This is a genomic window from Sporosarcina sp. SAFN-010 (assembly GCF_059415065.1).
The window spans coordinates 283,101-307,325 of the sequence record NZ_JBPFDS010000001.1 but is presented as its reverse complement, the minus strand read 5'-3'; the positions used below and the strand labels follow the sequence as shown (position 1 = coordinate 307,325).

29 protein-coding genes and 1 other annotated feature are annotated in these 24,225 nt (G+C 42.8%); of the genes, 22 read left to right on the top strand and 7 right to left on the bottom strand.

What is annotated here, in order from left to right:
* The first annotated feature begins 44 nt into the window (after positions 1–44).
* Both ACR65F_RS01565 and ACR65F_RS01560 read left to right on the top strand, forming a co-directional pair.
* Positions 45–2,186: an ATP-dependent Clp protease ATP-binding subunit gene (locus ACR65F_RS01565; protein ID WP_440502902.1), complete on the top strand. Its 2,142-nt coding sequence runs from the start codon at positions 45–47 to the stop codon at positions 2,184–2,186.
* Between the two features lie 254 nt (positions 2,187–2,440).
* Positions 2,441–2,626: a hypothetical protein gene (locus ACR65F_RS01560; protein ID WP_440502900.1), complete on the top strand. Its 186-nt coding sequence runs from the start codon at positions 2,441–2,443 to the stop codon at positions 2,624–2,626.
* Positions 2,627–2,724: 98 nt separating this feature from the next.
* Here ACR65F_RS01560 and ACR65F_RS01555 read toward each other — a convergent pair whose 3' ends face one another.
* Positions 2,725–2,910 (bottom strand): DUF2929 family protein, encoded by a 186-nt coding sequence (locus ACR65F_RS01555; protein WP_440502899.1) that lies wholly within the window; start codon positions 2,908–2,910, stop codon positions 2,725–2,727.
* A gap of 187 nt (positions 2,911–3,097) precedes the next feature.
* Here ACR65F_RS01555 and ACR65F_RS01550 point away from each other — a divergent pair, with 187 nt between their 5' ends.
* The 3 genes from ACR65F_RS01550 to ACR65F_RS01540 all read left to right on the top strand — a co-directional run bounded on the left by ACR65F_RS01550 (position 3,098) and on the right by ACR65F_RS01540 (position 5,693).
* Complete coding sequence (locus ACR65F_RS01550; protein WP_440502898.1) at positions 3,098–4,030, top strand: beta-ketoacyl-ACP synthase III; 933 nt, start codon at positions 3,098–3,100, stop codon at positions 4,028–4,030.
* 79 nt (positions 4,031–4,109) lie between these two features.
* Positions 4,110–5,348: a beta-ketoacyl-ACP synthase II gene (gene fabF, locus ACR65F_RS01545; RefSeq protein ID WP_039042090.1), complete on the top strand. Its 1,239-nt coding sequence runs from the start codon at positions 4,110–4,112 to the stop codon at positions 5,346–5,348.
* A gap of 126 nt (positions 5,349–5,474) precedes the next feature.
* On the top strand, positions 5,475–5,693 hold the full coding sequence (locus ACR65F_RS01540) for a YuzI family membrane protein (RefSeq protein ID WP_490723204.1): 219 nt from the start codon (positions 5,475–5,477) through the stop codon (positions 5,691–5,693).
* Here the strand turns inward: ACR65F_RS01540 and trpS are convergent.
* Complete coding sequence (gene trpS / locus ACR65F_RS01535) at positions 5,650–6,636, bottom strand: tryptophan--tRNA ligase (protein ID WP_440502897.1); 987 nt, start codon at positions 6,634–6,636, stop codon at positions 5,650–5,652. The two genes, ACR65F_RS01540 and trpS, sit on opposite strands and share 44 nt — an antisense overlap.
* Before the next feature lie 54 nt (positions 6,637–6,690).
* Positions 6,691–6,910, bottom strand: a binding site (T-box leader).
* A gap of 439 nt (positions 6,911–7,349) precedes the next feature.
* On the opposite strand from trpS, the gene spxA reads away from it, so the two are divergent.
* The 4 genes from spxA (at position 7,350) to pepF (ending at position 11,879) form a co-directional block, all read left to right on the top strand.
* A complete protein-coding gene (gene spxA / locus ACR65F_RS01530; RefSeq protein ID WP_025786060.1) occupies positions 7,350–7,748 on the top strand; it encodes a transcriptional regulator SpxA in 399 nt (132 codons plus the stop codon).
* A 280-nt stretch (positions 7,749–8,028) separates the two neighbouring features.
* A complete protein-coding gene (mecA, locus tag ACR65F_RS01525; RefSeq protein ID WP_039042088.1) occupies positions 8,029–8,691 on the top strand; it encodes an adaptor protein MecA in 663 nt (220 codons plus the stop codon).
* A gap of 159 nt (positions 8,692–8,850) precedes the next feature.
* On the top strand, positions 8,851–10,017 hold the full coding sequence (locus tag ACR65F_RS01520; protein WP_440502895.1) for a competence protein CoiA: 1,167 nt from the start codon (positions 8,851–8,853) through the stop codon (positions 10,015–10,017).
* 53 nt (positions 10,018–10,070) lie between these two features.
* A complete protein-coding gene (pepF, locus tag ACR65F_RS01515; RefSeq protein ID WP_440502894.1) occupies positions 10,071–11,879 on the top strand; it encodes an oligoendopeptidase F in 1,809 nt (602 codons plus the stop codon).
* A 791-nt stretch (positions 11,880–12,670) separates the two neighbouring features.
* Here the strand turns inward: pepF and ACR65F_RS01510 are convergent.
* The 3 genes from ACR65F_RS01510 to ACR65F_RS01500 form a co-directional block, all read right to left on the bottom strand.
* On the bottom strand, positions 12,671–13,483 hold the full coding sequence (locus ACR65F_RS01510) for a DsbA family protein (protein ID WP_440502892.1): 813 nt from the start codon (positions 13,481–13,483) through the stop codon (positions 12,671–12,673).
* On the bottom strand, positions 13,480–13,872 hold the full coding sequence (locus ACR65F_RS01505) for a globin domain-containing protein (RefSeq protein ID WP_025786079.1): 393 nt from the start codon (positions 13,870–13,872) through the stop codon (positions 13,480–13,482). Before ACR65F_RS01505 ends, ACR65F_RS01510 begins: the two co-directional genes overlap by 4 nt.
* Positions 13,873–13,966: 94 nt before the next feature.
* Entirely contained in the window at positions 13,967–14,704 is a 738-nt protein-coding gene (locus ACR65F_RS01500) for a lytic transglycosylase domain-containing protein (RefSeq protein WP_440503207.1), read from the bottom strand.
* Between the two features lie 127 nt (positions 14,705–14,831).
* On the opposite strand from ACR65F_RS01500, the gene ACR65F_RS01495 reads away from it, so the two are divergent.
* Genes ACR65F_RS01495 through ACR65F_RS01480 form a run of 4 tightly spaced genes read left to right on the top strand, consistent with a single transcriptional unit; the run spans position 14,832 to position 17,669 of the window.
* Complete coding sequence (locus ACR65F_RS01495; protein ID WP_440502891.1) at positions 14,832–15,224, top strand: UPF0738 family protein; 393 nt, start codon at positions 14,832–14,834, stop codon at positions 15,222–15,224.
* Between the two features lie 27 nt (positions 15,225–15,251).
* Complete coding sequence (gene yjbM / locus ACR65F_RS01490; protein WP_025786076.1) at positions 15,252–15,926, top strand: GTP diphosphokinase; 675 nt, start codon at positions 15,252–15,254, stop codon at positions 15,924–15,926.
* The gene (locus ACR65F_RS01485) at positions 15,926–16,732 is read left to right on the top strand and encodes an NAD kinase (protein WP_039042252.1); all 807 of its coding nucleotides are present in this window, start codon (positions 15,926–15,928) and stop codon (positions 16,730–16,732) included. The genes yjbM and ACR65F_RS01485 overlap by 1 nt, the downstream gene beginning before the upstream one ends.
* A complete protein-coding gene (locus tag ACR65F_RS01480) occupies positions 16,707–17,669 on the top strand; it encodes an RluA family pseudouridine synthase (protein ID WP_440502888.1) in 963 nt (320 codons plus the stop codon). Before ACR65F_RS01485 ends, ACR65F_RS01480 begins: the two co-directional genes overlap by 26 nt.
* Here ACR65F_RS01480 and prpE read toward each other — a convergent pair.
* Positions 17,636–18,376, bottom strand: a complete 741-nt coding sequence (gene prpE, locus ACR65F_RS01475) for a bis(5'-nucleosyl)-tetraphosphatase PrpE (protein ID WP_440502886.1) — start codon at positions 18,374–18,376, stop codon at positions 17,636–17,638. The genes ACR65F_RS01480 and prpE overlap by 34 nt on opposite strands.
* Positions 18,377–18,441: 65 nt before the next feature.
* Here prpE and mgtE point away from each other — a divergent pair, with 65 nt between their 5' ends.
* Together mgtE and ACR65F_RS01465 are read left to right on the top strand one after the other, a co-directional pair.
* Positions 18,442–19,842, top strand: a complete 1,401-nt coding sequence (gene mgtE, locus ACR65F_RS01470; protein WP_369795185.1) for a magnesium transporter — start codon at positions 18,442–18,444, stop codon at positions 19,840–19,842.
* Between the two features lie 48 nt (positions 19,843–19,890).
* On the top strand, positions 19,891–20,328 hold the full coding sequence (locus ACR65F_RS01465) for a hypothetical protein (RefSeq protein ID WP_039042084.1): 438 nt from the start codon (positions 19,891–19,893) through the stop codon (positions 20,326–20,328).
* A 101-nt stretch (positions 20,329–20,429) separates the two neighbouring features.
* On the opposite strand, the gene ACR65F_RS01460 is transcribed toward ACR65F_RS01465, so the two are convergent.
* Positions 20,430–20,969: a CotY/CotZ family spore coat protein gene (locus ACR65F_RS01460; protein ID WP_039042083.1), complete on the bottom strand. Its 540-nt coding sequence runs from the start codon at positions 20,967–20,969 to the stop codon at positions 20,430–20,432.
* A gap of 76 nt (positions 20,970–21,045) precedes the next feature.
* On the opposite strand from ACR65F_RS01460, the gene ACR65F_RS01455 reads away from it, so the two are divergent.
* The 7 genes from ACR65F_RS01455 to ACR65F_RS01425 all read left to right on the top strand — a co-directional run bounded on the left by ACR65F_RS01455 (position 21,046) and on the right by ACR65F_RS01425 (position 24,212).
* Positions 21,046–21,495: a hypothetical protein gene (locus ACR65F_RS01455; protein WP_440502884.1), complete on the top strand. Its 450-nt coding sequence runs from the start codon at positions 21,046–21,048 to the stop codon at positions 21,493–21,495.
* Positions 21,495–21,950, top strand: a complete 456-nt coding sequence (gene spoVAC, locus ACR65F_RS01450) for a stage V sporulation protein AC (RefSeq protein WP_440502882.1) — start codon at positions 21,495–21,497, stop codon at positions 21,948–21,950. Before ACR65F_RS01455 ends, spoVAC begins: the two co-directional genes overlap by 1 nt.
* Positions 21,944–22,951: a stage V sporulation protein AD gene (locus tag ACR65F_RS01445; protein ID WP_440502881.1), complete on the top strand. Its 1,008-nt coding sequence runs from the start codon at positions 21,944–21,946 to the stop codon at positions 22,949–22,951. The genes spoVAC and ACR65F_RS01445 overlap by 7 nt, the downstream gene beginning before the upstream one ends.
* A gap of 10 nt (positions 22,952–22,961) precedes the next feature.
* Positions 22,962–23,324, top strand: coding sequence for a stage V sporulation protein AE (spoVAE, locus tag ACR65F_RS01440; RefSeq protein WP_039042079.1), 363 nt, complete (start codon positions 22,962–22,964; stop codon positions 23,322–23,324).
* A gap of 88 nt (positions 23,325–23,412) precedes the next feature.
* On the top strand, positions 23,413–23,553 hold the full coding sequence (locus tag ACR65F_RS01435; protein ID WP_082003292.1) for a YjcZ family sporulation protein: 141 nt from the start codon (positions 23,413–23,415) through the stop codon (positions 23,551–23,553).
* 22 nt (positions 23,554–23,575) lie between these two features.
* Positions 23,576–23,827 carry a stage VI sporulation protein F gene (locus tag ACR65F_RS01430; RefSeq protein ID WP_039042078.1) on the top strand — a complete coding sequence of 84 codons (252 nt, stop codon included), beginning with the start codon at positions 23,576–23,578 and terminating at the stop codon, positions 23,825–23,827.
* A gap of 73 nt (positions 23,828–23,900) precedes the next feature.
* On the top strand, positions 23,901–24,212 hold the full coding sequence (locus tag ACR65F_RS01425) for a hypothetical protein (protein WP_440502879.1): 312 nt from the start codon (positions 23,901–23,903) through the stop codon (positions 24,210–24,212).
* Positions 24,213–24,225: the final 13 nt, after the last annotated feature.

Sequence of the window (24,225 nt, the reverse complement as noted above, 5' to 3'; positions counted from 1 at the left end):
AGTCAAAGTCAAACTAACTAAAAATTATAATGAGGTGATGGTTCATGAGAATGGACGGCGTACAAGAAGATCAGCGTTCCCCATTAGAACAATTTGGACGCAACCTAGTTGAAGATGTGAAAAACGGAAAAATGGATCCTGTTATTGGCCGAGATGAAGAAATTCGAAATGTGATCCGAATTTTATCGAGAAAAACGAAAAACAATCCAGTATTGATCGGAGAACCTGGTGTTGGTAAGACAGCCATCGTTGAAGGACTTGCTCAACGTATTGTGAAAGGTGACGTGCCAGAAGGACTGAAAGACCGTCAAATTCACGAACTCGATATGAGTTCTTTAATTGCAGGCGCAAAATATCGTGGTGAATTTGAAGAGCGCCTAAAAGCGGTGTTAAAACAAGTAAAAGATAGTAACGGTGAAATTATTCTGTTCATCGACGAAATCCATACAATTGTCGGCGCAGGGAAGACGGAAGGCGCGATGGATGCTGGTAACATGTTGAAACCGATGCTTGCGCGGGGCGAATTATACTGTATCGGTGCCACAACGTTGGACGAATATCGGATGTATATCGAAAAAGATCCAGCTCTAGAGAGACGTTTCCAGCAAGTGATGGTGCGCGAACCATCTGTGGAAGATACGATTTCGATTTTACGTGGTTTGAAAGAACGATTTGAATTGCACCATGGTGTACGCATCCATGACCGGGCCCTTGTTGCATCCGCAACGTTGTCTGATCGTTATTTGACAGAGCGCTTCATGCCGGACAAGGCGATTGACCTGATGGATGAAGCGAGTGCCATGATTCGTACAGAAATTGACTCGATGCCGCAAGAGCTGGACCAAGTGACACGTCGTATTTTGCAGCTTGAAATTGAAGAACAGGCGTTGACGAAAGAAAAGGACCCCATTAGTCAAAATCGACTCGCAGCATTGCGTGATGAACTTAAAGAGCTGAAAGATTCTTCGTCAGGTATGCGCGAGCAATGGGATAACGAAAAGAAAAAACTACAAGAAGTGCAAGACGTGCGCGAGAAGTTAGATCGCTTTCGTCGTGAATTGGAAGACGCAGAAAACAAATTCGATTTGAACAAAGCCGCAGAATTACGTCACGGTAAAATCCCTATGCTGGAACAACAACTGCATGAATTAGAAGAGCAGTTTAAAGGTGGAGCAGAAAACCGTTTGATTCGCGAAGAAGTAACTGAAGATGAAATCGCGATGATCGTGGCGCGATGGACAGGTATCCCAGTGACGAAGCTGATGGAAGGTGAACGTGAGAAGTTGTTACGATTGGCTGATACGTTGAAAGAGCGTGTCATTGGTCAAGACAATGCCGTTCAACTTGTGACGGAAGCGGTCTGGCGTGCTCGTTCAGGCATTAAAGACCCTGATAAACCAATTGGATCGTTCCTATTCCTTGGTCCGACGGGTGTCGGTAAAACAGAGCTTGCGAAAACACTTGCAGGTACATTATTCGACTCTGTGGATCATTTCATCCGTATCGACATGTCAGAGTATATGGAGAAACACAGCGTGTCCCGACTTGTTGGGGCGCCTCCAGGATATATCGGTTACGAAGAGGGGGGACAATTGACGGAAGCGGTCCGTCGCAATCCGTACTCAGTTGTCTTGTTGGATGAAATCGAGAAGGCTCATCCGGATGTCTCGAATATTTTATTGCAAATCTTAGATGATGGTCGCATTACGGATAGCCAAGGTCGTCTCGTGAGCTTTAGGAATACTGTGGTCATCATGACGTCCAACATTGGTTCGCAGTACTTAATGAGCGGTCAGTTCGAGTCTGATGAACACGCTGCAGAAGACTTGGTGATGGCGGAATTGCGCAATCACTTTAAGCCAGAGTTGCTGAATCGGATGGATGACATTATCATTTTCCATTCACTATCGGGCAATGCATTTGTTGAAATCGCACGGAAGATGTTGGACGATTTAATACGTAGATTGGAAGGTCAGGATATCCCGTTGACGTATGAGGAACCTGTCCTCGATTGGGTCGTTGAAGAAGGGACAGATGCCGATTTCGGAGCGCGTCCATTGAAACGGTTCATCCAACGGTATGTGGAAACAGCAGTTGCGAAGGAAGTCATCAAAGGCGATCTAGCGGAAGATCAACGCTTGCATCTTCGGATGGAAGACGGGTCGTTGGTTGTGGATATACTATAAAAAATTGGGGCCACTTTTCGTGTTGTGCGAAAAGTGGCTTTTTTTTGCGAGAATGAATGCCGGCATGGGGAGCAGTTCTTGATCAGAACTCTGTAGTTGTCCGACACTAAGAGAGTTATCTTTCACTCTAAAGTAAGCTTCTCCATCACCGCTGACAATTTCTCCGACACATGGAGAAGTTTCTCGATAACGGGACACAATTCAACGACGTTAAGGGATTAATTGGTTGCAATGAGCTTGTTTAGGGGTGGGATATGCCATGGAATATCGGAATCGGAAAAATAAACAGAGAAATCGGCAATAGGAGAGGGAGTATCGGAAGTATCGAGGGAAGAATCGGCAAAATGGAGAGCACAATCGGCAATACCAATGAATTAATCGGCATCGAGACACAATTCAACGATATGAAGGGATTAATTGGGGGCGCATCACTTGTTTAAGGAGATGTGACGCTATACCACACCTCTCCATTCAGAATATGCGATTTTCTCCACAAAAAAACAGCAAAAGGGAACAAACCCTTTCGCTGCGATATGGATCAATGCTCTGCAACTGGCTCGTCCGGAATAATCGATGTAATTGCGAATACCATCACAGACAAAACGAGTGAGACAATGATTCCAGTTGTAAATTCAAACGTTGGTACGTTCGCAATGGAACCTGCTACATAGTTGAGCATAGAAACCAATAGGAATGACCAAACAAATGTCATGATGAACTTCATAGAAATCACCTCTAGAATACTTTTTCACCTTTCATCATATCATAGCGACGCTCGTTTCGAAACTTAATTTACATCCTCAATAAAAGAGTTTGACGGTTTCGTGTCTCCATTGTTGAAAAATATCACGATATCCACTATGATTGATACCAGGTACTAACAATAGATAACAAGGAACGGGGTATGAGCAATGGGTGTAGGACTTCTAAGTATTGGCAAGTATGTCCCTGAACACGTGCTGACAAACGCAGATCTTGAAAAAAGAATGGATACATCAGACGAATGGATTCGTACACGCACAGGAATTGAAGAACGCCGTATTGCTGATAATAGTACAGATACATCAGATATGGCTTACGCAGCTGCAAAAGAAGCGATAGAAAAAGCAGGCATCCAACCTGAACAAATCGGAATGATTTTAGTGGCAACTGTAACACCGGATCGGCCATTTCCATCTGTAGCAACGATGCTTCAAGCTCGTCTTGGGGCAAAGAATGCTGCTGCAATGGATGTTTCTGCAGCTTGTGCAGGATTCATGTACGGCGTTGTCACTGCCAAGCATTTCGTAGAAGCTGGGACACACGATTATGTCCTTGTGGTAGGTGTTGAAAAACTATCCAAGATTACAGATTGGAAAGATCGCAATACAGCTGTCTTATTCGGAGACGGTGCTGGCGCGGGAATCGTTGGAAATGTAAGTGGGGATCGTGGTATTCTTGCATTCGAATTGGGTGCAGATGGCACAGGTGGTGAGCATCTTTATCAGGACCGTTACTTGCATATGAACGGACGAGAAGTGTTTAAGTTTGCAGTTCGACAAATGGGAGAGTCCGCAGTAAATGTCATCGAAAAAGCCGGGCTGACAAAAGAGGATGTGGACTTCCTCATTCCACACCAAGCGAATATCCGAATCATGGAAGCATCTCGTGAACGTCTAGGACTTCCACCCGAAAAGATGTCCAAATCCGTACACAAATATGGCAACACATCCGCAGCATCGATTCCGATTTCGTTACATGACGATATCGAAGAGGGTCGTGTGAAAGACGACGACATTCTCGTACTTGTTGGTTTCGGCGGCGGCCTCACTTGGGGCGGTATCTGCATGCGCTGGGGCAAGTAAGTTTACAAGACAATTATGACACTAACCCATACAGATGGAAGCAACTATGCTATCTATGAGACGAAGGAGAGTTCAAATAATGGAAAAACGACGCGTAGTCATTACCGGAATCGGGGCCGTTTCCCCGGTAGGAAATACGGCGGAGGAATCATGGCAGTCCGTTCTTGACCGCAAGTCAGGTATCGGACCGTTGACGAGACTCGATACTGAGTTATTCCCGGTGAAAGTAGCAGCGGAAGTAAAAGATTTCGACATCGAAGAGTACTTGCCAAAAAAAGAAGCTCGTAAAATGGACCGTTTCACTCACTATGCAATGGCGGCTTCCATCATGGCAATGAAAGATGCTGGCCTTGCAGAATTGGATGAAGCAACGGGGCTACGCACAGGCGTCTGGATCGGTTCTGGAATCGGTGGAATGGAAACACACGAAAAGCAGTTCCTTACATTCCAGGAAAAAGGCTATCGACGTGTCAGCCCGTTCTTCGTTCCCATGATGATTCCTGACATGGCTTCTGGTCAAGTATCGATTCACTTTGGTGCCAAAGGTATTAACTCTTGTACCGTGACAGCATGTGCTTCAGGTACAAACTCGATTGGAGATGCATTCGAAGTCATTCTTCGAGGCGATGCAGATGTCATGATCACAGGGGGAGCAGAGGCCCCAATCACAACAATGTCTGTCGCAGGATTCTGTGCAAATACAGCATTATCACTTAATCCAGATCCAAACACAGCTTCACGTCCGTTCGATAAAGAGCGCGATGGTTTTGTCATTGGTGAAGGTGCAGGAATTCTCATCTTGGAAGAATATGAGCACGCAGTAAAACGCGGAGCTAAAATCTATGCAGAAGTAATTGGCTATGGATCTACAGGTGACGCACACCACATTACAGCTCCTGCTCCTGAAGGTGAAGGTGCAGTGCGTGCAATGCAACAAGCGATTCAGCAAGCAGGAATTACACCTGATGAAATCGGCTACATTAACGCACACGGAACAAGTACTGCTTATAACGACTTGTTTGAAACGATGGCAGCGAAAACCGTATTTGGCGAACATGCGTACAAACTCGCTATTAGTTCAACAAAGTCGATGACAGGGCATTTGCTTGGAGCTGCAGGTGGACTAGAAGCAATCTTTACTGCAAAAGCGTTGCAAGAAGGCATCTTGCCTCCAACAACCAATTTTGAAAACCCAGATCCAGAGTGTGACCTCGACTACATTACAGACGGACCTCGTAAAGCGGACGTCACGTATGCAATGAGCAACTCACTTGGATTCGGTGGTCATAACGCATCACTTATTTTCAAGAAAATCTAATTCATTCCACTCAAAAAGAGCTATTCGGATAATCCGAAGTAGCTCTTTTTTTCATGCGTAGTGTGTCAGTCTTAAAAAGTGGATAGCTTTCATATAGTAGGACAAAACTAAAAAAGGATCGATGTCATGACGCGACTGTTCTTATTCCTACTTAGCTATGGACTCATTGTCACCACATGTACAACAATGATCACGTACTTGAACTACACATCGATGGGCTTCGATATGCGGACTGTTGGGCTTTTTATCCTGAAATCCGCGGACTTTGCGCTATTTATAGGGGCAATTATTTTACTATTGCTTACCGTTTACGTCCGAGTCCCATCGCGGCTTCCATTTTCGTAAGTGTATCTGATGCAATTGCGTTCGCTTTAACGGCGCCTTCATCCAGAATCGTATCCAATTTGTCTGACTCCATCAATTCATGATAAGTCTTTTGAATGGGCGCTAGGTGATTAATGACGCTTTCGGCAACACCCGCTTTAAAAGCACCATACCCCTGACCATCATACTTAGCAACTAAGTTCTCTACAGAAACACCCGTCAGTGCAGATTCGATGATCAATAAATTCGAGACACCTGGCTTATTCTCGACGTCAAAACGGACAACTCCTTCAGAATCTGTCACGGCACTTTTAATTTTCTTCTCGATTTGTTTCGGCGTATCCATTAAGAAAATCGTTGCTTTCTGATTCGGATCCGATTTACTCATCTTTTTCAACGGATCTTGCAGCGACTTAATGCGCGCGCCGACTTTTGGTATGCGCACTTCTGGCATCGTCAGCACATCTGCATAACGGCGATTGAATCGTTCCGCTAAGTCACGTGTTAATTCTAAATGCTGTTTCTGGTCTTCTCCAACGGGGACAACGTCTGTGTTGTAAAGGAGAATATCAGCTGCCATTAGTGGTGGATAAGTTAGCAAGCCAGCAGAAACTCCATCTTGCCCATCCGACTTATCTTTGAACTGTGTCATGCGCTCGAGCTCGCCGATGGATGACGTACATTGCATAATCCATCCTGCTTGTGCATGAGCAGGGACCTCCGATTGGATGAAGAGTACAGACTCCTCAGGATCTATCCCACTTGCAATATAGGTTGCAGCTAGCGAACGGATCGCTTGTTTCAACTCATCAGGATCTTGTTGAACGGTAATCGCATGCTGATCAACGATACAGAAAATGCAATCTGCCTCATGCTGAAGCTCGATGAATTGTCTGAATGCCCCAATGTAATTTCCTAACGTAATAATACCTGTCGGTTGAACACCTGAAAAAATAGTTGTCATTGTTGTTTCCTCCTTAAATTTAAACACAAAAAAACACCGACACATCCCTATAAAAATAGGGACGGTCGATGTGTAGGAACCGCGGTGCCACCCGAATTGCCCGAAGGCCACTCAAACCCCTTAACGCGGGGGAACGCAGTGGAATAGTAGTGGTGTTCTACACATTCAACCGAGCTCGGGAGCCCATTCCTTTTAACCGCTTCACCTGTTCACACCACCCACAGGCTCTCTTAAGAAGCTTCATTAAAAGTACTTGTTCCGTCTAAGCCGTTCTTATAATTGGAGTAATTATAATATGCTCACACATGGAATGCAAGTACAATCGGTTTCAAAATGGATTCTTCGGGAATACTCAAAATAATCAACGAAACTTCTTCAAAATTGGAACCTTTTGACGTTTGAAACGTACTAGTAGACAAGAACACATTTTCACTTCGGTTTTGTAATTGATAATACGATTTGAAAAAATTTGATGTTTAATTTCTTTCTGATATGGGAATAACAGTAGAGATTACATAAATACGGTGTTGAGAAGTGACGATTATTGCGGAATTGTTACAAACTTGAAGAGTGCCAGAAATAATTTTTTAAAAGTGTATTCATTGAGAACAAATGTGTGTATAATAGTCAATATGAACATTAATTTAAAATAATTCTAATGTAAAAAAGGTAGTCACCATTATATGAAGCCGATTGAAAGGGAGTGTCAGCAAATGGGCGTTACATTATTTACATCACCAAGCTGTACATCATGTCGAAAAGCGAAAGCATGGTTGGAGGAACATGAAATTCCTTACGAGGAGCGTAATATTTTCTCTGAACCTCTAAATATTGATGAAATCAAACAAATTCTTCGAATGACTGAAGATGGAACAGATGAAATCATCTCTACTCGCTCTAAGATCTTCCAAAAACTAAATGTTGACGTTGAGAGCTTGCCACTTCAACGATTATATGAACTGATCCAAGAACATCCTGGTCTATTAAGAAGACCAATCATTCTAGATGAAAAACGTCTTCAAGTAGGGTATAATGAAGATGAAATACGCCGCTTCTTACCAAGAAAGGTTAGAGCCTATCAGTTACTAGAAGCACGTCGCATGGTTAACTAACGAATACTTATAAATAAGCTGATAGGGGATGTCATGGTGAATGCCGTAAACCTATCAGCTTTTTCCATTCTCCTAGTTTCCGTGCACGGTGCAGTGGATAGATTCTACTTAGTAAATTAGCGTAGGGAATGGCTTTTTTTCACTAAAAAAAATTTGTCTGCAACCTTCGAGGCAAAACCCTTTCGTTACTGAAGAATTGAACATATAGTAGAAGAAGCATCGCGGGAACGAAAAAGAAGTTGGACGGTACGTCTACTTCAGGGGAAAGGAGAGAGAAATCATGGAAATCGAGAGAATCAATGAGAATACGGTCAAATTTTACTTGTCCTACATGGATATCGAAGAGCGGGGCTTTACTCGTGAGGAAGTGTGGTATAACCGCGATAAGAGTGAGGAATTGTTTTGGGATATGATGGAAGAAATCGATTCGGAGTCTGATATTGAGTTTGAAATAGAAGGTCCTTTATGGATTCAAGTCCATGCAATGAGTGGTGGAATTGAAGTTCTCGTTACGCGAGCTCAGTTACCAGAAGAAGGGGAATCGACGGAATATCCTTATGGCATTGACGATCCTCGTAAACTCTTCCAGCCTGAACTTGAAGGAACGGATGACTCTTCTGAGTCGACAAATGAGCCTATTTCAGATAACAAAAAGACGACAGCACGAGAGTTGTTCGTGTTCAAAGAGTTTGATGATTTAATCCCTTTGGCTTCTCAACTTTCTAATTTTGATGAAACAACTTCATTGTATTCATTCGAAGGCAAGTATTACTTGTATATTGACTATAGTTCTTCAGATAAAGAAGTTTCAGATAAAATCGATGTGGAAAGTGTAATCCTTGAGTATGGAACACCTACCAACTTGACAATCCATCGCTTGAGAGAGTATGGAACAGAAGTAATGGGTTCAAATGTGTTCCAAACCATCGAATCTTATTTCTAAATGATTCACAGCCACCTTTCGAGGTGGTTTTTTTATGTCCAAAAACAAACTTAATGTTGTGCAACGACTAAACTGAGCGTTTCTTCGTAATTTATTGTAAGGATAAACCGGTGATGAGGTTAAATTTGCTATTTCACATTTAAATTCGTAAACTATTCAGTGAAAGGAGTGTTTTATATACTAACTGCAAATTTAAACGATGGAACGCCCGTTGTTCTCGACGATACTGTTAAACGAGAGCACCTGAGAACGTGGCGAACCGAGCAACAATTCCGTTGTCCCCAATGTGGTGATCGAGTTTTATTGAAAGTTGGCTCCATACGAATTCCTCATTTTGCTCATGAAGTGGACTCACCATGTACAGGCAGCTTTTCCGAAGGTGAGTCAATTCCACATCTTCAAGGAAAACAGCTCCTGCACTCGTTCTTTCAGCGCTTAGAAAAAACTTCTGTTTTAGAACCACTTATACCCGAAATTGCACAGCGTCCTGACCTCCTTGTGCAACATGAGGGAAGTGCAATCCCGATTGAATTCCAATGTAGCCGCTTGCCGGAAGAAGTTAAATCCAGTCGCACAGAAGGGTACCGAACCTTAGGAATGGAGCCTATTTGGATATTACAAACTCCTGAAAAATATAAAGGGCGCCCTGAAGGAATGGGACTGTTCAGTTTTTCAGCCTTCCATCAATTGTTCTTTACAACGAGCGTATCCCCAGAACATACACTGCTCACATTATCCCCAGAGACAAAGCAATTCCATTATTTTAGTCATCTTCTCCCCATTGACGGAAATCGTTTCATCGCAATCCATCGGAAGTTACCGGCTCATTTACAAACCTTTCCGTTCGCACGTCCGAAACTCCCTGATCAGCATTTGCTCCTTCACTACTACAAGTCTTACAAAATACACCGAACGACGTACTTACAGCGTTCCATTTTTTTGAATCGACGTGGCGTCCAGGATCCTTTTTTACGTCATTGTTATGAACTGAAATTACGTCCGGCAGAACTCCCTCTGTGGATAGGTGTCCCAGTGAAAGGGAATCGTGCATTCGCTGTTCATGATTGCGAATGGCAGCTTGGCTTAATTTACTTGCTTAGACGTTTCGAGCTTTCTCCAACCGGTGTTCCAGTCCAGCGATTGCGCCGATTTGTACATGCCTATACGGGTCGCAGCACGCAACAAATTGAAGCCTGTATGGATTATTTACAGTTCCTTCAAAGAATTGACTGGGAAAAGAAGGAGACCATCCCGAATGAGCGAATAGAGAAAGAGATTGTTCACATACTTCTAGAGCGATTCCTTGCAATGCAGATAGAAAATTGAGAAAATGGAAAAAGATTCGATTCTCGAATTATCGGGATCAAGGAGGAATTACATTGGCAGAGAAATTACTTACGCGTGATGAAGTCAAAGTTGAAGAAACATGGAACTTAGAAAACATTTTTGAAAGCGATGCGGCATGGACTGCAGAGTATGAGGAAATTGAAAAACTTTCAACACAAGCAGAATCATACCAAGGAACTTTGAATGATGGACCTGAAGCCCTTTTGAACGCACTTACTTATCGTGACGAACTCTCACAACGGTTAGGGATGCTATACACATATTCACATTTAAAGACCGATCAAGATACAACAAATAGCACATACCAGGCGATGGATAGCCGTGCCAAGTCACTGGCTGTAAAAGTTTCCACGAAGCTCTCGTTTTTCTTACCAGAGTTGCTTTCCATAGAGGAAGCAAAGCTCGATCAAATGGTAGAACAAAATGAAGGACTCTCCCTATACAAGCAAGAAGTGAAAGAATTGAACAGCATGCGTCCTCACGTGCTTCCTGCAGAGCAAGAATCACTGATTGCACAAATGTCTGAAGTTGCCCAAGGTTCATCCAAAACTTTCAGCATGTTGAATAACGCAGACTTGACGTTTCCGACTGTGAAAAATGAAAAAGGGGAAGAAGTTGAGCTATCTCAAGGTCGCTTCATCAACTTCCTAGAAAGCCCGGATCGTTCTGTTCGTGAAGAAGCATTCAAAGCGATGTATGCGACATATGGTTCGTTCAAAAACACATTTGCATCTACTCTATCAGGAAATGTGAAGACGAATAACGTTAATGCTGCTATCCGTAATTATGAATCCGCTCGTGATGCTGCGTTGTCAAACAACCATATTCCGGAGCAAGTGTATGAGAACCTTGTGAACACAATCTCGGATAACGTTGGGTTGTTGCACCGCTATATCGCGCTTCGGAAGAAAGTATTTGAATTGGACGATCTTCACATGTGGGATCTTTACGCACCACTCGTGAAAGATTTAGATATGAAAATTACGTATGAGGATGCAGCAAAAACAATGCTAGAAAGCTTTGAGCCGATGGGTGAAGAGTACCGTTCAATCATCAAAAAAGGACTCGAAAGCCGTTGGGTAGATGTCCGTGAGAACAAAGGAAAACGATCTGGTGCTTATTCTTCAGGTTCATATGGCACAAACCCATACATTTTAATGAACTGGCAGGACAATGTAAATAACATGTTCACGCTTGCTCATGAATTTGGTCACAGTGCTCACAGTTACTACTCGCGTTCAAACCAACCATACATCTATAGCGGCTATTCAATCTTTGTAGCTGAAGTGGCTTCAACTGTAAATGAGGCGTTGCTCAACGATTACTTGTTGAAGACTACAGATGATGATCAGAAACGCATTTACTTGTTGAATCATTGGTTGGATGGATTCCGTGGAACTGTATTCCGTCAGACGATGTTTGCTGAGTTTGAGCATAGGATTTATCAGTTGGATCAGCAGGGTGAGGCATTGACGGCTGAGAAGCTTACGGAAGAGTATTATGCTTTGAATGAAAAGTATTTTGGTGGCGCAATGACAGTCGATGAGGAAATTGGGTTAGAGTGGTCACGGATTCCTCACTTCTACATGAATTATTACGTGTACCAATATGCAACTGGATACAGTGCTGCGGTTGCGTTGAGCCATCAGATCCTAACTGAAGGCGAGCCTGCTGTAGAGCGCTATGTGACAAACTTCTTGAAAGCTGGATCGTCGGATTATCCAATTGAAGTGTTGAAGAAAGCAGGAGTCGATATGACAACGACTGCGCCAATTGAAGAAGCATGCCGAGTATTCGAAGAGCGTTTGAATGAGTTAGAACAATTGCTCGCGAAACAATAAGTGTGAAATTTAGTATACCGAAATAGTGTTTAAACAGACATTCATGTGCAGTTTGCATGAATGTCTGTTTTTATGTCTGGAAAAAAGTCCTTTAAGTAAGCGTTTTCAAAGAGATCATATGTGACAAATCCATGAAATCGCTTGTGAATTGTTGATGTAACAATTATTTTGTGATAGATTTAACTTGTGAATGAAACTCACAAACCAAACATACACCCCTTTTGTTTGAACGTGAACATTTTTCCCATTCCCTTTATATGAACACCGCTTCCCCCCAGGAGCGGTGTTCTTTTTATTTTTGGAGGAATATCGAAGGTTGCATGATGGTGAGTGTGTGGTTGGAGAGTGGGAAGTGATCATAAACTAGGGGATGTGCTCATAAAGTGTGGGAAGTGATCATAAACCATGGAAAGTGCTCATAACCCAGGGAAAGTGCTCATAAAGCGTGGGGAGTGATCATAAAGCAGGGAAAGTGCTCATAAAGCGTGGAGAGTGATCATAAAGCAGGGAAAGTGCTCATAAAGCGTGGAAAGTGATCATAAGCCATGGAAAATGCTCATAAAGCGCGAAAAGTGATCATAAGCCATGGAAAATGCTCATAAAGCGTGAAAAATGATCATAAACCAGGAAATGTGCTCATAAATCACGAAAAGTGATCATAAACCCCCCCAAAAAAAGCTCAAAACCTAGACACAGCCACCCAATCCTCTCCATTGCAACCACCCAAATCTCACCTCAGAACAAAAAACAGATGGAGAAAAACTCTCCATCTGTTTGCTATATCAATTATTTTAGCGTTTGCGCCATAAGACTCTATCATCAATGAAAATGCGTTCTACTTCTTGTTTCAGTAAAAGTTTCTTGAGTTCACGTTCGCTCTCTTTTTCAGGGACACCGTAAATGGCTGCAATTTCAGCGGTTGCAAGCATTTCGAACCGGCTGAATAACTCTTCCAATGAAGGTGCGCGGTCCCGTATGATAGGAGATCCCGTGAGCTCTTCTAAAATTTGTTCATAGATTTCATAGCTGTATGAACCGTCCACCATGAGGCCTTCGTCTTCAATGTTTTCGTTGAAAAATACGAAGGTAGGGGATTTCACAACTTCCATCTCTTTTGCTAAATGTAAATCGACTTGCAAGGATTGCAGTACGTTTCTGGAGAAGAAATCGCTTATGAATTCCTGTTTGTCCAATTTCAGTTTCTCGGCAATTTCAACGAGTACTGCAAATGATTTGACGTTACGTGATTTTAGAAATGAATACTCGAATAATTTTGTGAGAAATCTAAAGCCCGCACGTTTTCCTTGGAACTCCGCTGCCTTGATCGCAATGCTTGGGAACGCAGGATGTGCTTTTTCAAATCCGCTCATCTCTTCACATTCGTCGTCTACTAAAGGAAGTGCTTTGTAATTCATCTTCGGTAGGGACGTAAGCAGACCGATTCGCAACGTGAAATAGCGTTCGTATTCCACTTGTAATCTTCTGAGGATGGGTTGCAGTGCCCAGCAATCTTGGCATAACGGATCTAGAAATACGTATAATTCAATTGGCCGATGATGTGCAATCGGCTGCTGTTCAACTTCTGCAAAAGTTCTTCGATTCACTGATCTCCCTCCTCGCTCCGGTTCACCATGTGATTGGCTGTTAAGACGAGGCGTTGGTAATAAATTTCACGAAGTGGTCCATCAAGACCAACCTCATCCATCGCTTCAGCCATACAGGCTAGCCAGGCTTTGGCTCGTGTGGGTGTGATTGCGAATGGCATATGTCTAGCTTTCATCATCGGATGTCCGTGTTCTTCTGTATATATATTAGGTCCGCCCAGATATTGTGTCTGGAATTGCTTTTGTTTACGGGCAGTTTCTGTTAGGTCTGATGGGAAAATGGGAATTAAGTCCGGATGAACAGCCACTTTGGCGTAAAACCGGTCGATAAGATCCGACAAGCGTGCTTCACCGATCTCCTCAAAGGGTATCAAAGGCTTTCGTGTCATGGATGTCATTCTCCTTTGTTGTAACTCTGTACTTCTATTTTAGCAACCACATAAAACATTCACAAATAAATAGCTTTCGTTCGTCAGGTTCAACTTACGCATTAAAGGTATTATAGTTGTTCATAACTTTGGTGACGTAATTTTGTGTCTCGCGGAATGGAGGGATTCCTCCGTATTTACGGACGTTTCCTGGACCTGCGTTATAAGCAGCAAGCGATAATTTCAAATCGCCTCCGAACTGGTCGAGCATTTGTCGTAAATATTTAGCACCACCCATAATATTTTGTTCGGGGTCGGATGCGTTCGAAACACCAAGAAACTTTGCCGTGCCGGGCATGAGTTGCATAAGTCCTGTTGCACCAGCGTGGCTAACTACATCTTTATTGAAATTTGATTCTTGCTTGATGACAGCGGCAATCAGACTAGGTGGAACGTCATATTTTTTTGCAGCTTTGCTGATTAATGGCGCATAAGCTGTGCTGACGCTACCTCCGTTATACGAGAGCGGTGGTCTGCTCGCTGAAACTTGGTCAATGTATTGAGTTGCATCAGTAGGCGAATGGACAGATGGAGGTGAGTAGAACGCAAACGAATTCATCCCTTGTGGAGATTGAATACTACCAAGTGTTGTCGCTGAGAAGCTTGAAAGCGAATCAGAAATGGAGCTCTCACTCGTCATTTCGTTTAATAACGATTGAAAGAAATCCGTGCCTCCTGTATTCGTTTCGGTTGCAGAGTGAACAGCCCCTAGAGCCTGTAGTGAATTCAATTCGAACAGTGTACGAATCATTTTCGTGTCCATACTAATCGATCCTTTCTGATACTTAATCATCCGTGGCAATTCTAGTTCTTCTTTCAGTATATCAATTTCATGGCTGAAAGCACAAACCTGACTGCAACAGTGACGACTCTATGGTAAACTATTCATACTGACTGATTGGGGAAGGGAAGAGGGAAAAGTGCGTATAGAACATCGAATTACTGAAGGACAATTAAAAGAAGGAACCGTTTGTTTCACTTATGATGGGACGACAAAAATGCTTGGAGATTCCCCCTCAGGGAAGATGATTACTGATTCAGATGCACTTAGTTTTGTGTATCTATTTGAAGATGGAGAAGAATATCAGTACCTGCATTTTACGCAAGAAGTATGGGCACTCATGGAACAACTTATTGAAATGGATAATGGGGATCCTTTAATAGAGTGTGAAGATGGATCTGTTCAACTAATTGGATTTACAGAAGAATTGATGATGTTGATTTTTAATATAGAAGGTAATGGAAATTACGGAGAAGAGTTCATGTTCGCTGTGGAGCAAGCATTCAAACAGACACTACAACAAACTAGCTAACGTGAACGAACGGGAGGAGGCATTTGTATGAGAATGTGGAATGATTTTCTTGCTCCCTATAAGCAAGCGGTTGTGGAGCTTAAGGTGAAGTTAAAAGGCTTGCGGCACCAATACAAGTTGGAAGACTTGCATGCGCCAGTTGAGTTTGTGACAGGACGCGTTAAACCGCTTGCAAGCATTTATGACAAAACTCTCGAAAAAAACATTCCATTCGAGCCATCTCCAGAACTTGCTGCTGAAGTACCTGACATTGCAGGGCTTCGGATAATGTGTCAGTTTGTCGATGATATCGGCAGTGTAGTTGGCATGCTTAGACAGCGGAATGACTTAAAGATTGTCGAAGAGAGAGACTACATATCGAACAAAAAGCAGAGCGGTTACCGCTCGTTCCATATTATTATTGAATATCCTGTCGAGACGATTCATGGTGAAAAGACGATTCTTGCTGAAATTCAAATAAGGACACTTGCGATGAATTTTTGGGCCTCAATTGAGCATTCTTTAAATTATAAGTACCAAGGCGAGCTCCCGGATGTGATTCGACAAAGACTTGAAGGAGCTGCTGAAGCCGCTTTTCGATTAGATGAAGAAATGTCATTAATCCGAGATGAAATTCATGAAGCACAATCGTACTTCAGTTCGTTTAAAGAAACGGAAAAACGAGATATTCAAGATACCTCATGGAAGGGGGAACCAGAATGATGAAGTTTGTGATCCAATCACGCGGTGATGAGTTATCTAACCGTTTGATGGCGGAGGCAAAAGAATATTTGGTGGAGTTTGGTTTGGAATATGACGAGGTTGAGCCAGATATCGTCCTTTCAATCGGTGGAGATGGAACGTTATTGCATGGTTTTCATAAGTATGTGCATCGACTGAACGAAACTGCATTTGTCGGAATCCACACAGGCCATCTTGGGTTTTATGCAGATTGGAAGCCTGAAGAAATCGAGAAATTAGTCATTATGATTGCACGAAAAGACTATCATGTCGTGCAATATCCACTCCTAGAAGTGGAAATTTCATATACGCATTCCGAAGAAAAATCTACGTATCTTGCCTTGAACGAATCGACGATTAAATCACCGGAAGTCACTCTTGTTATGGATGTGGAACTGAACGGAGAACATTTTGAGCGATTCCGAGGAGATGGTTTATGCATGTCCACACCATCCGGTTCAACTGCATATAGTAAGTCATTGAATGGTGCGATTTTGCATCCTTCTTTGTCATGCATGCAACTGACTGAGATGGCGTCCATAAATAACCGGGTATTCCGGACTGTAGGCTCACCGTTAGTCCTTCCATCACATCATTCATGTCTATTAAAACCAGTAAAGGGACCTGATTTCATGGTAACTGTTGACCACCTGCAGTTGCTTCAAAAAGATGTGAAGTCCATCGAATACAAAGTATCGAAGGAACGAATTTCGTTCGCTCGTTTTAGACCTTTCCCATTTTGGAAACGGGTGTCCGAGTCGTTTGTTGCTAGCGATGAAGAAAAGTAACGTTTCGACGCTGTTACTAAAATTTATCACAGAAGAGCGGATCCTTCTAAGAGACTTTCTTAAGAAGAAAGGTATATCCAAAAGAGCATTGACTGCCGTTAAATTTGACGGCGGTCAGATTTTAGTGAACGGAGAAGAACGAACTGTCCGGTGGATGCTTGAACTGGGGGATCACGTAATTATTGAATTTCCTCCTGAAGAGATAGGTAATGGGTTGAAGCCAGAGCATGGAGAACTTTCTATTTTAGACGAAGACGATTCGATTCTAATTGTGGAAAAACCTGCTGGGCAAGGAACTATTCCATCAAGGAATCATCCAAATGGAACTCTCGCAAATACAATTTATGGGAAATACTCAGTTGAACACCATCCTGCGACAGTTCACGTAGTAACCCGCTTGGACACAGACACATCCGGTGTTGTCTGTATCGCAAAAAATCGTCATATCCATCACCTCATGAGCACGCAAATGCAGCAAACAGGGTTTGGTAGACGGTATATTGCGTTCGTAAGTGGTTGGGTAATTGAAGAAGCGTTTACGATAGAATCGCCGATTGGTAGAAAAGACGGAAGCATTATTGAGCGAATGGTTCGTCCAGATGGGCAATATGCACGTACCGATGTACGTGTTACGGGTCGTTTTGAAATGTGCAACAGTCGATATACGGCTGTTGAGCTCCAACTGCATACAGGGAGAACCCATCAAATCCGTGTACATATGGCGCATGTCGGACATCCTTTGCTTGGGGATGACTTGTATGGAGGTCCATGTGACTTAATCACACGGCAAGCTCTTCATTGTGCATCGATATGGTTTAAGCATCCTTCTACAAACGAAAACGTTACATATGCGAGTGAACTTCCAGGTGATCTGTTAAGGCTTATGCCGGTGGAACCGAAATCTCAAGAAGAATACACGGTAAACTTCTCAGGTTGAAACGGTTGTTTTGAAGCTACCGAAACGGTTTCAAGTTCTGGCCACCGGAGCGCTGTCAGTTTACCTCCAAACACACATCCTGTATCAATATTTACCGTGTGATGTTTAAAACGGGGCTCTTCAACTGGGGTATGTCCATAAACAATCCATGGGGTTCCATGATAAGACTTCGCCCAATCACGGCGTTCAGGGCGTCCGTCTGATAATGTTTTTCCTGAGATATCTCCATAGAGGACAAATGTGCGTACGGTTCTTGACGGAGGAGCGCCTATCAATTGCTCAGGTAGCCCAGCATGTGCGATGATAAGTTTTTCGCTGTCTAACTGGTGATAAAGAGGCAGCTCTTCGTAGAACTGTCGATATCGTTTTAGCGTTTGCGCTCGTTTTTCTTTGGGCAAAGAGTCAAGCTCTGCAACCGTAGTCTCTAGCCCGTGCGTTTGCTGCACATCATTGCCCTTAGCAAAACGATATAATTTGTTACAATGATTTCCCGGGGAATAAATGAGTTGACCTTTGTCTTGCATCGCAAACAAAAGTTGCATCACTTGTAAGGACGAAGGTCCCCGATCCATGCCATCTCCGACAAATGCAATCTCTCTGCCAGAGGGGTGGATTGGAATTCCGGACTTTAGGGAATAGCCTAGAGTGTCTAGTAAATCAAGCAGTTCATCATAACAACCATGTATGTCACCGATAATATCGAACATATAAATACACTCCCTTTTACGAAGTATTTGTAAAGTACACAAGTAGTATACAGGAGTAGTGCCAAATGGCGAAAAGAAAGGAAGGTGTAGCCATGGAAACAACAGAGGACCGCAATGAAGAAGTGGATTTTAACGAAGAGAAGCTACGAGAAGATTTAGAACGGCAAGATATCAAAGCGTTCCGTGATGAGTATTTGCTACTACATCCTTATGATCGCGCAATCTTCTATGAAGAGGCTGGAGCTGAACTTCGGAAAACGATGTACTACTTCTTATCTCCTAAAGAAATGGCGGAGATTTTTGAAACAAGTGAAATTGATGAAGACGAATACGAAGAGTTCCTTCAGGAGATGGAGGCGACGTATGCCGCAGAGATGATTTCTTACATGTTTGTGGATAACGCGGTCGATGTCCTGAAAGAACTCGATAAGTCCCAAAGTGTCAGCTATTTGACACTCATGGACAAAGAAGCAGCTGCTCAAATCAAGGAGCTATTGCACTACGAAGAACACACAGCTGGATCGATCATGACGACTGAGTATGTCACAGTTCCCGAGAATTCCACTGTTCGATCTGCCATGAATATCCTTCGCATTCAGGCTCCAAGTGCTGAAACAATTTACTACGTCTTTGTTGTGGATGATGACAACCGGCTAACCGGGGTTGTATCGTTACGTGACTTGATTACCTCTGAAGAGGATGTCCTGATTAACACCATTATGAATGAACGTGTTGTCAGTGTACTCGTGTCAGACGATCAGGAAGACGTTGCCCGTACAACACAAGACTATAACTTGCTTGCTGTACCAGTCGTAGATTTTCAGCAACATATACTCGGAATTGTTACAGTCGATGACGTGCTAGATGTCCTCGAAGAAGAGGCATCGGATGACTACTCGAAATTAGCCGGTGTATCAAATATGGATACATTTGACAAAAATTCATTATCTGCAGCGAAGAAACGAGTACCATGGCTTATTATTTTACTTATACTTGGGATGATAACGGCAAACTTGATTGATATGTTTACTGATACGATTTCACAAGTTGCATTGCTAGCGGCATTTATTCCTTTAATTGCAGGAACTGCTGGTAACAGTGGTACACAAGCTCTCGCAGTTGCGGTCCGAGGAATTGCAACACGGGATATCGAAGATGAAAGTAAACTCAAATTATTAATAAGAGAAGCGGGAACCGGATTAATTACCGGATTCATATGTGGAGTCTTTGTAATCGGTTTGATCTTTTTTTGGAAACACGAATTGGTGATCGGAATGCTAGTAGGAGCAGCAATTTTCGTTTCGATTTTTGCGGCAACTATTTCTGGATCGTTCATCCCTTTGTTTATGCACAAAATGAAGATAGACCCAGCTGTCGCTTCAGGTCCGTTCATCACCACATTGAATGACTTGATCAGTATTTTAATTTACTTAGGATTAGCGACCACATTCATCAACCTTCTATAACGTCAGTCACGCATGGGCAGATGTTGCATATAATGCAGTAAAAAGGATGTGGCGCATATTTCACTTCAAGTTCCTTTGCTTTTTATCGACGGCCCCCCTATGGTAACGATTGTCGAGGTTGTTAAAGAAGAGAGTACGTCTATTTATTGGTCAGGTAATGACCCTGAACTAATGGAACAAAACGAACATTCTCAAGAAGAAACAGTGCCTCAAGAAGACATAGTACTTCAACAAGTGATTGAAGCAACGGTAGAGTCTCCAGTCGTCAAAAGGTTACGTTACTTAGCTGAACCGTTTCCTCGCAATGCTTATCGTCCTCTCCAATTCTTGGTGAACGGTCAATTACTGACAGGCGGTATCTCCGCTATGACCGATTCGCAGATTGCGATTGAAGTGAAGCAAGAAAGCAAAGATATGGATGAAATACGGACGCTGGACTTACAGGAAATCGAGGAAGTGTTCTGGAAAGGAACACCGTTCACATGAAAAAGCGTCTCAGGCTAACTAGTCTGAGACGCTTTTTAATACGAATAAAAAGGAGACTACCCAAGTGGGGAGTCTCCTTTCGTGCATCGCGGGGATGATGCTTATGCTGGTGTGTTGCACTGTGTAACAAATGTATCTGTGATACATTGGATTGCACAGAAACAATTCAAGTCAACCGTGATACAAGACTTTGTTGCTCTGAAGCGCTCGACTTTGCAAAGTTTGTCAAGGCAAATTTTACCACAGTCAGTAATATCGACTGGTTTTCCGTCTTTGTCTAGAGGCTCAAGCACCATCAATGTTGCGCAGCAATTGTCAAAAATGTTTTGGACTCTGAAGAATACAGAGAAACAATTGATGCCATGATGATGTGTATGGCTCTTAGGACGATACATCGCTTTAAAGAAGTCACCGTCCTCTGTTAGTAAAGAAAACACCCGTGTATTGAAACGTTCGCTTGCAGGACTTACTAAACTGCCAAGCGGTCTCATAAAGCAGTCTGTATCACAGTCGAAGCAATCTTCATCTGTGTGCGTATCTTGAAGGCGTTTAATGAAGCGAACTGCCTCACAAACACAGTGTCCTTGAATCGGATTCACCTTATCCCCCGTATTTTCGTTCTTTCCACATCCACAACTCATTGATCATTTCCTCCTCTCGTTTGTTCTCTATACCTTATGGCATTCAGCTACCTATTGGCAGGGCGCTTGAACCGTTATGAATAAAATGCATACAAAAAAGGCATACTGGTTAAAAAAGGAGGGGATGGCGATTCGTAAAATACTGCTCCTTGTTTTCATCCTAGTTCTGCTGGCGGGTTGCTCGACTTCGATTGGTTTTAAAACCGTTAATACAACAGATATAGATGAACAACAAGCGGAAACGTTGTTGAAAGAAGATAAGCGTATTAAAAATGCAGTCATGCTGATCCATGATGATCGGTTGATTGCGGGGTTACGCGTTAATACCTTTGAAAGATTTAAAAAGCGTAAGATTGCCAAGGAACTTACGAAAGAGCTGGAGAAAATGTATCCGGACCTGAAAATTACGGTATCCGCAGATAGCAAAGTGTTGTTGGAAACAAACAAGTTAATCGAAAAAGAGAATGAACAGAACTATTTAAAAAAGATGAAAAAAATTAGTGCATTGGTAAAGGAAGAGACCTAATGGATGAAAAAAAATATCAGCAACTTGAACAACAGATTACACCCAAACCGAAGTATTTAAAAAATTGTATATTAGCATTTGTTGTTGGAGGTTTCATTTGCTTTATTGGTCAATTCGTTGCTCTTTTCTATATTACTTTTTTTGATTTCACTGAACGAACGGCAAGTAATCCGACAGTGGCCACGATGATCTTTATCTCCATGTTATTAACAGGGTTCGGATACTATAAAAAAATCGCACAGGTCGGTGGAGCAGGAAGCGCCGTACCGATTACGGGATTTGGAAATGCCATGATATCCGCGGCAATCGAACACAGATCCGAGGGCTACGTATTAGGTGTCGGAGGCAATATGTTTAAACTGGCAGGTTCCGTCATTTTATATGGTGTCTTTTCGGCATTTGTAGTTGCTCTCATTAAAACGATACTCGTTGGATTAGGAGTGGTATCTTGGTAAACAAACGAGGGTTATTGACATTTGCATCTAATCCAGTGATTGCATCAACTGGTGTCACGGTAGGGCCTTTGGAAACGAAGAAGAGTCCCTTTTCCAAGTATGCCGACAAGAATTATGATGACGAGCGTTGCGGATTAAAGACGAATGAGCAAGGCCATGCGAAAATGATGGAAGATGCTTGCATGATTGCATTGAGTAAGCTGGACAAGACCCCCACAGATGCCGAGTTTGTTTTGATGGGCGATTTAGTGAATGAAATGACTCCTTCCAACTTTGCGGCAAGCACAATAGGGGTTCCTTATATTGGAATGTTTTCAGCTTGTGCAACTTCTGTTTCCTCTCTATTAATGGCTGCATTGTTAACGGAATCTGGAATGGCTGAATTAGTAGTAGCGGGGTCCTCCAGTCAGCACAATGCTATTGAACGTCAATTTCGTTATCCTCTTCAATACGGAAGTCAAAAAGGAGCTACAGCTCAATGGACCGTAAGTGCAGCTGGAGTAGCTACGATTATCCCTCATATAGAAGGAGCGCCGATTATTACGTGCGGAACGATTGGAATAGTTACGGATTTAGGATTGACAGATCCGTTAAATATGGGGGCAGCTATGGCACCTGCTGCTGCAGATACGTTTAAACGTCATTTGGAAGGTCACGGTTCGACAGTTGAAGATTATGATTTGATCATGACTGGGGACTTAGGGAAAATCGGATTCGAGCTATTTAAAACGTTACTTGACCGTTGGGAATATGATGTTTCGAGTACTTTTCGGGATGCGGGAGCAGAGTATTATGGCAAACATCCAGAATTTCTTGCAGGAGCAAGTGGTTCGGGATGCTCGGCATCTGCTTATTTCTCGGAAGTGTATGATAAGCTGCTGTCCGGAACATATAAGCGCGTGTTACTGATTGCGACTGGTTCATTAATGTCCCCTCTATCTTATCAGCAAGGCGATACGATTCCCTGTATTGCGCATGCAGTGGAAATCCAAATGAAATGAGTGGTTTAAATTGCTATCCATTTTTATAACAAGTTTTATAGTAGGGGGACTCATTTGTGTCATCGGGCAGTTGATGATGGACGTAGGCAAACTCACCCCGGCACACACATTGTGTACATTAGTGGTTGCAGGCTCCATTTTGGATGGCTTCGGACTGTATGAACCGCTGATCGATTTTGCTGGTACAGGTGCAACGATTCCAATCACATCTTTTGGGAATGCACTTACACACGGAGCCCTCGCTGAGGCTGAGAAGCATGGCATCATAGGTGTTCTGACGGGAATGTTTGAAGTGACAAGTTCGGGTATCAGTGCAGCCATCATTTTCGGTTTCGTCGCTTCTCTCGTATTTAAGTCAAAAGGAACCATCTAAATCACCAACTAAAAATAAATATGCGAATGTCCCGCCCGCTTCGCTGTGTCTTTGCATAGGATACAGGGAAGAGAGGGGGGATTTTCTTATGTACGGAAACTATTGTTACGGAGAACCGCGCTATGAAGGTGGATATGACCGTGGTTGTAATCAAGGAGGCGGCTCTACGTTCGTCTTGTTAGTTGTTTTGTTCATTTTGCTGATTATTGTTGGAAGTACGTTCTGCTAAATGAGAGGGGGGAACTGGGAGTATGAATGACTCCTTCTTCAAGAAAATAGAATCTAAAACTGGTGTGCCGATGACAGAAGTATTTGCACTCGCGAATGCCATACAACATGCTGATTTTAAAGATGAACGACAAGTGAGACGGATTATTCAAAATGTCGGGATGCTTGCGAATAAAAATGTACCCCAACATTTAGAAGATGAACTAGTCAATTCACTTGTTTCTAGTGGTCAGCCTGTAAATATTGCAGATATTCAAAGGATGTTAGGGAAATAAAGAAATAGGTTTAGCTTCCCTAGCAACCGGGTATAGTGAACTAACAACTTAAACGAGAAAGAAGGTGGAGGCAATGGGTTACCTGCTGCCGATTCAGAATATCCAATCACAAATGTATGCAAACCGCTTGGAGGAAGCTTCGCCTGCTATTTCTTATATTGACAGAGTCCAATCTATTAAATCACAGGCAGATTACGAAGAATGGCAACGAGTTCTTCGACGTGAGCGGGAAAGGAATTCTGAAGGGGAGTTTGGTAAAAGTGCGAATCAGCAACGTCCATTGTCTCCAGCTAAAAAAGGTTTTATCCAACCGGACCCTACAATTCTGTCAAAACAAGTTGTAGCGGTGGTAGGAAAAGGTCTGGCTGTAAACGAATACGCATAATAAGCACCCTCAA

Coding starts and splice junctions, on each gene's coding strand:
- ACR65F_RS01540 (WP_490723204.1), top strand. CDS start 5,475: ATGACGCGACTGTTCTTATTCCTACTTAGCTATGGACTCATTGTCACC.
- ACR65F_RS01555 (WP_440502899.1), bottom strand. CDS start 2,910: ATGAAGTTCATCATGACATTTGTTTGGTCATTCCTATTGGTTTCTATG.
- ACR65F_RS01560 (WP_440502900.1), top strand. CDS start 2,441: ATGCCATGGAATATCGGAATCGGAAAAATAAACAGAGAAATCGGCAAT.
- mecA (WP_039042088.1), top strand. CDS start 8,029: ATGGAAATCGAGAGAATCAATGAGAATACGGTCAAATTTTACTTGTCC.
- mgtE (WP_369795185.1), top strand. CDS start 18,442: ATGGCGAAAAGAAAGGAAGGTGTAGCCATGGAAACAACAGAGGACCGC.
- ACR65F_RS01460 (WP_039042083.1), bottom strand. CDS start 20,969: ATGAGTTGTGGATGTGGAAAGAACGAAAATACGGGGGATAAGGTGAAT.
- fabF (WP_039042090.1), top strand. CDS start 4,110: ATGGAAAAACGACGCGTAGTCATTACCGGAATCGGGGCCGTTTCCCCG.
- ACR65F_RS01500 (WP_440503207.1), bottom strand. CDS start 14,704: ATGATTAAGTATCAGAAAGGATCGATTAGTATGGACACGAAAATGATT.
- spoVAC (WP_440502882.1), top strand. CDS start 21,495: ATGGATGAAAAAAAATATCAGCAACTTGAACAACAGATTACACCCAAA.
- ACR65F_RS01425 (WP_440502879.1), top strand. CDS start 23,901: ATGGGTTACCTGCTGCCGATTCAGAATATCCAATCACAAATGTATGCA.
- prpE (WP_440502886.1), bottom strand. CDS start 18,376: ATGTTCGATATTATCGGTGACATACATGGTTGTTATGATGAACTGCTT.
- ACR65F_RS01430 (WP_039042078.1), top strand. CDS start 23,576: ATGAATGACTCCTTCTTCAAGAAAATAGAATCTAAAACTGGTGTGCCG.
- ACR65F_RS01505 (WP_025786079.1), bottom strand. CDS start 13,872: ATGACACGAAAGCCTTTGATACCCTTTGAGGAGATCGGTGAAGCACGC.
- yjbM (WP_025786076.1), top strand. CDS start 15,252: ATGAGAATGTGGAATGATTTTCTTGCTCCCTATAAGCAAGCGGTTGTG.
- ACR65F_RS01550 (WP_440502898.1), top strand. CDS start 3,098: ATGGGTGTAGGACTTCTAAGTATTGGCAAGTATGTCCCTGAACACGTG.
- ACR65F_RS01485 (WP_039042252.1), top strand. CDS start 15,926: ATGAAGTTTGTGATCCAATCACGCGGTGATGAGTTATCTAACCGTTTG.
- ACR65F_RS01455 (WP_440502884.1), top strand. CDS start 21,046: ATGAATAAAATGCATACAAAAAAGGCATACTGGTTAAAAAAGGAGGGG.
- ACR65F_RS01435 (WP_082003292.1), top strand. CDS start 23,413: ATGTACGGAAACTATTGTTACGGAGAACCGCGCTATGAAGGTGGATAT.
- spxA (WP_025786060.1), top strand. CDS start 7,350: ATGGGCGTTACATTATTTACATCACCAAGCTGTACATCATGTCGAAAA.
- ACR65F_RS01565 (WP_440502902.1), top strand. CDS start 45: ATGAGAATGGACGGCGTACAAGAAGATCAGCGTTCCCCATTAGAACAA.
- trpS (WP_440502897.1), bottom strand. CDS start 6,636: ATGACAACTATTTTTTCAGGTGTTCAACCGACAGGTATTATTACGTTA.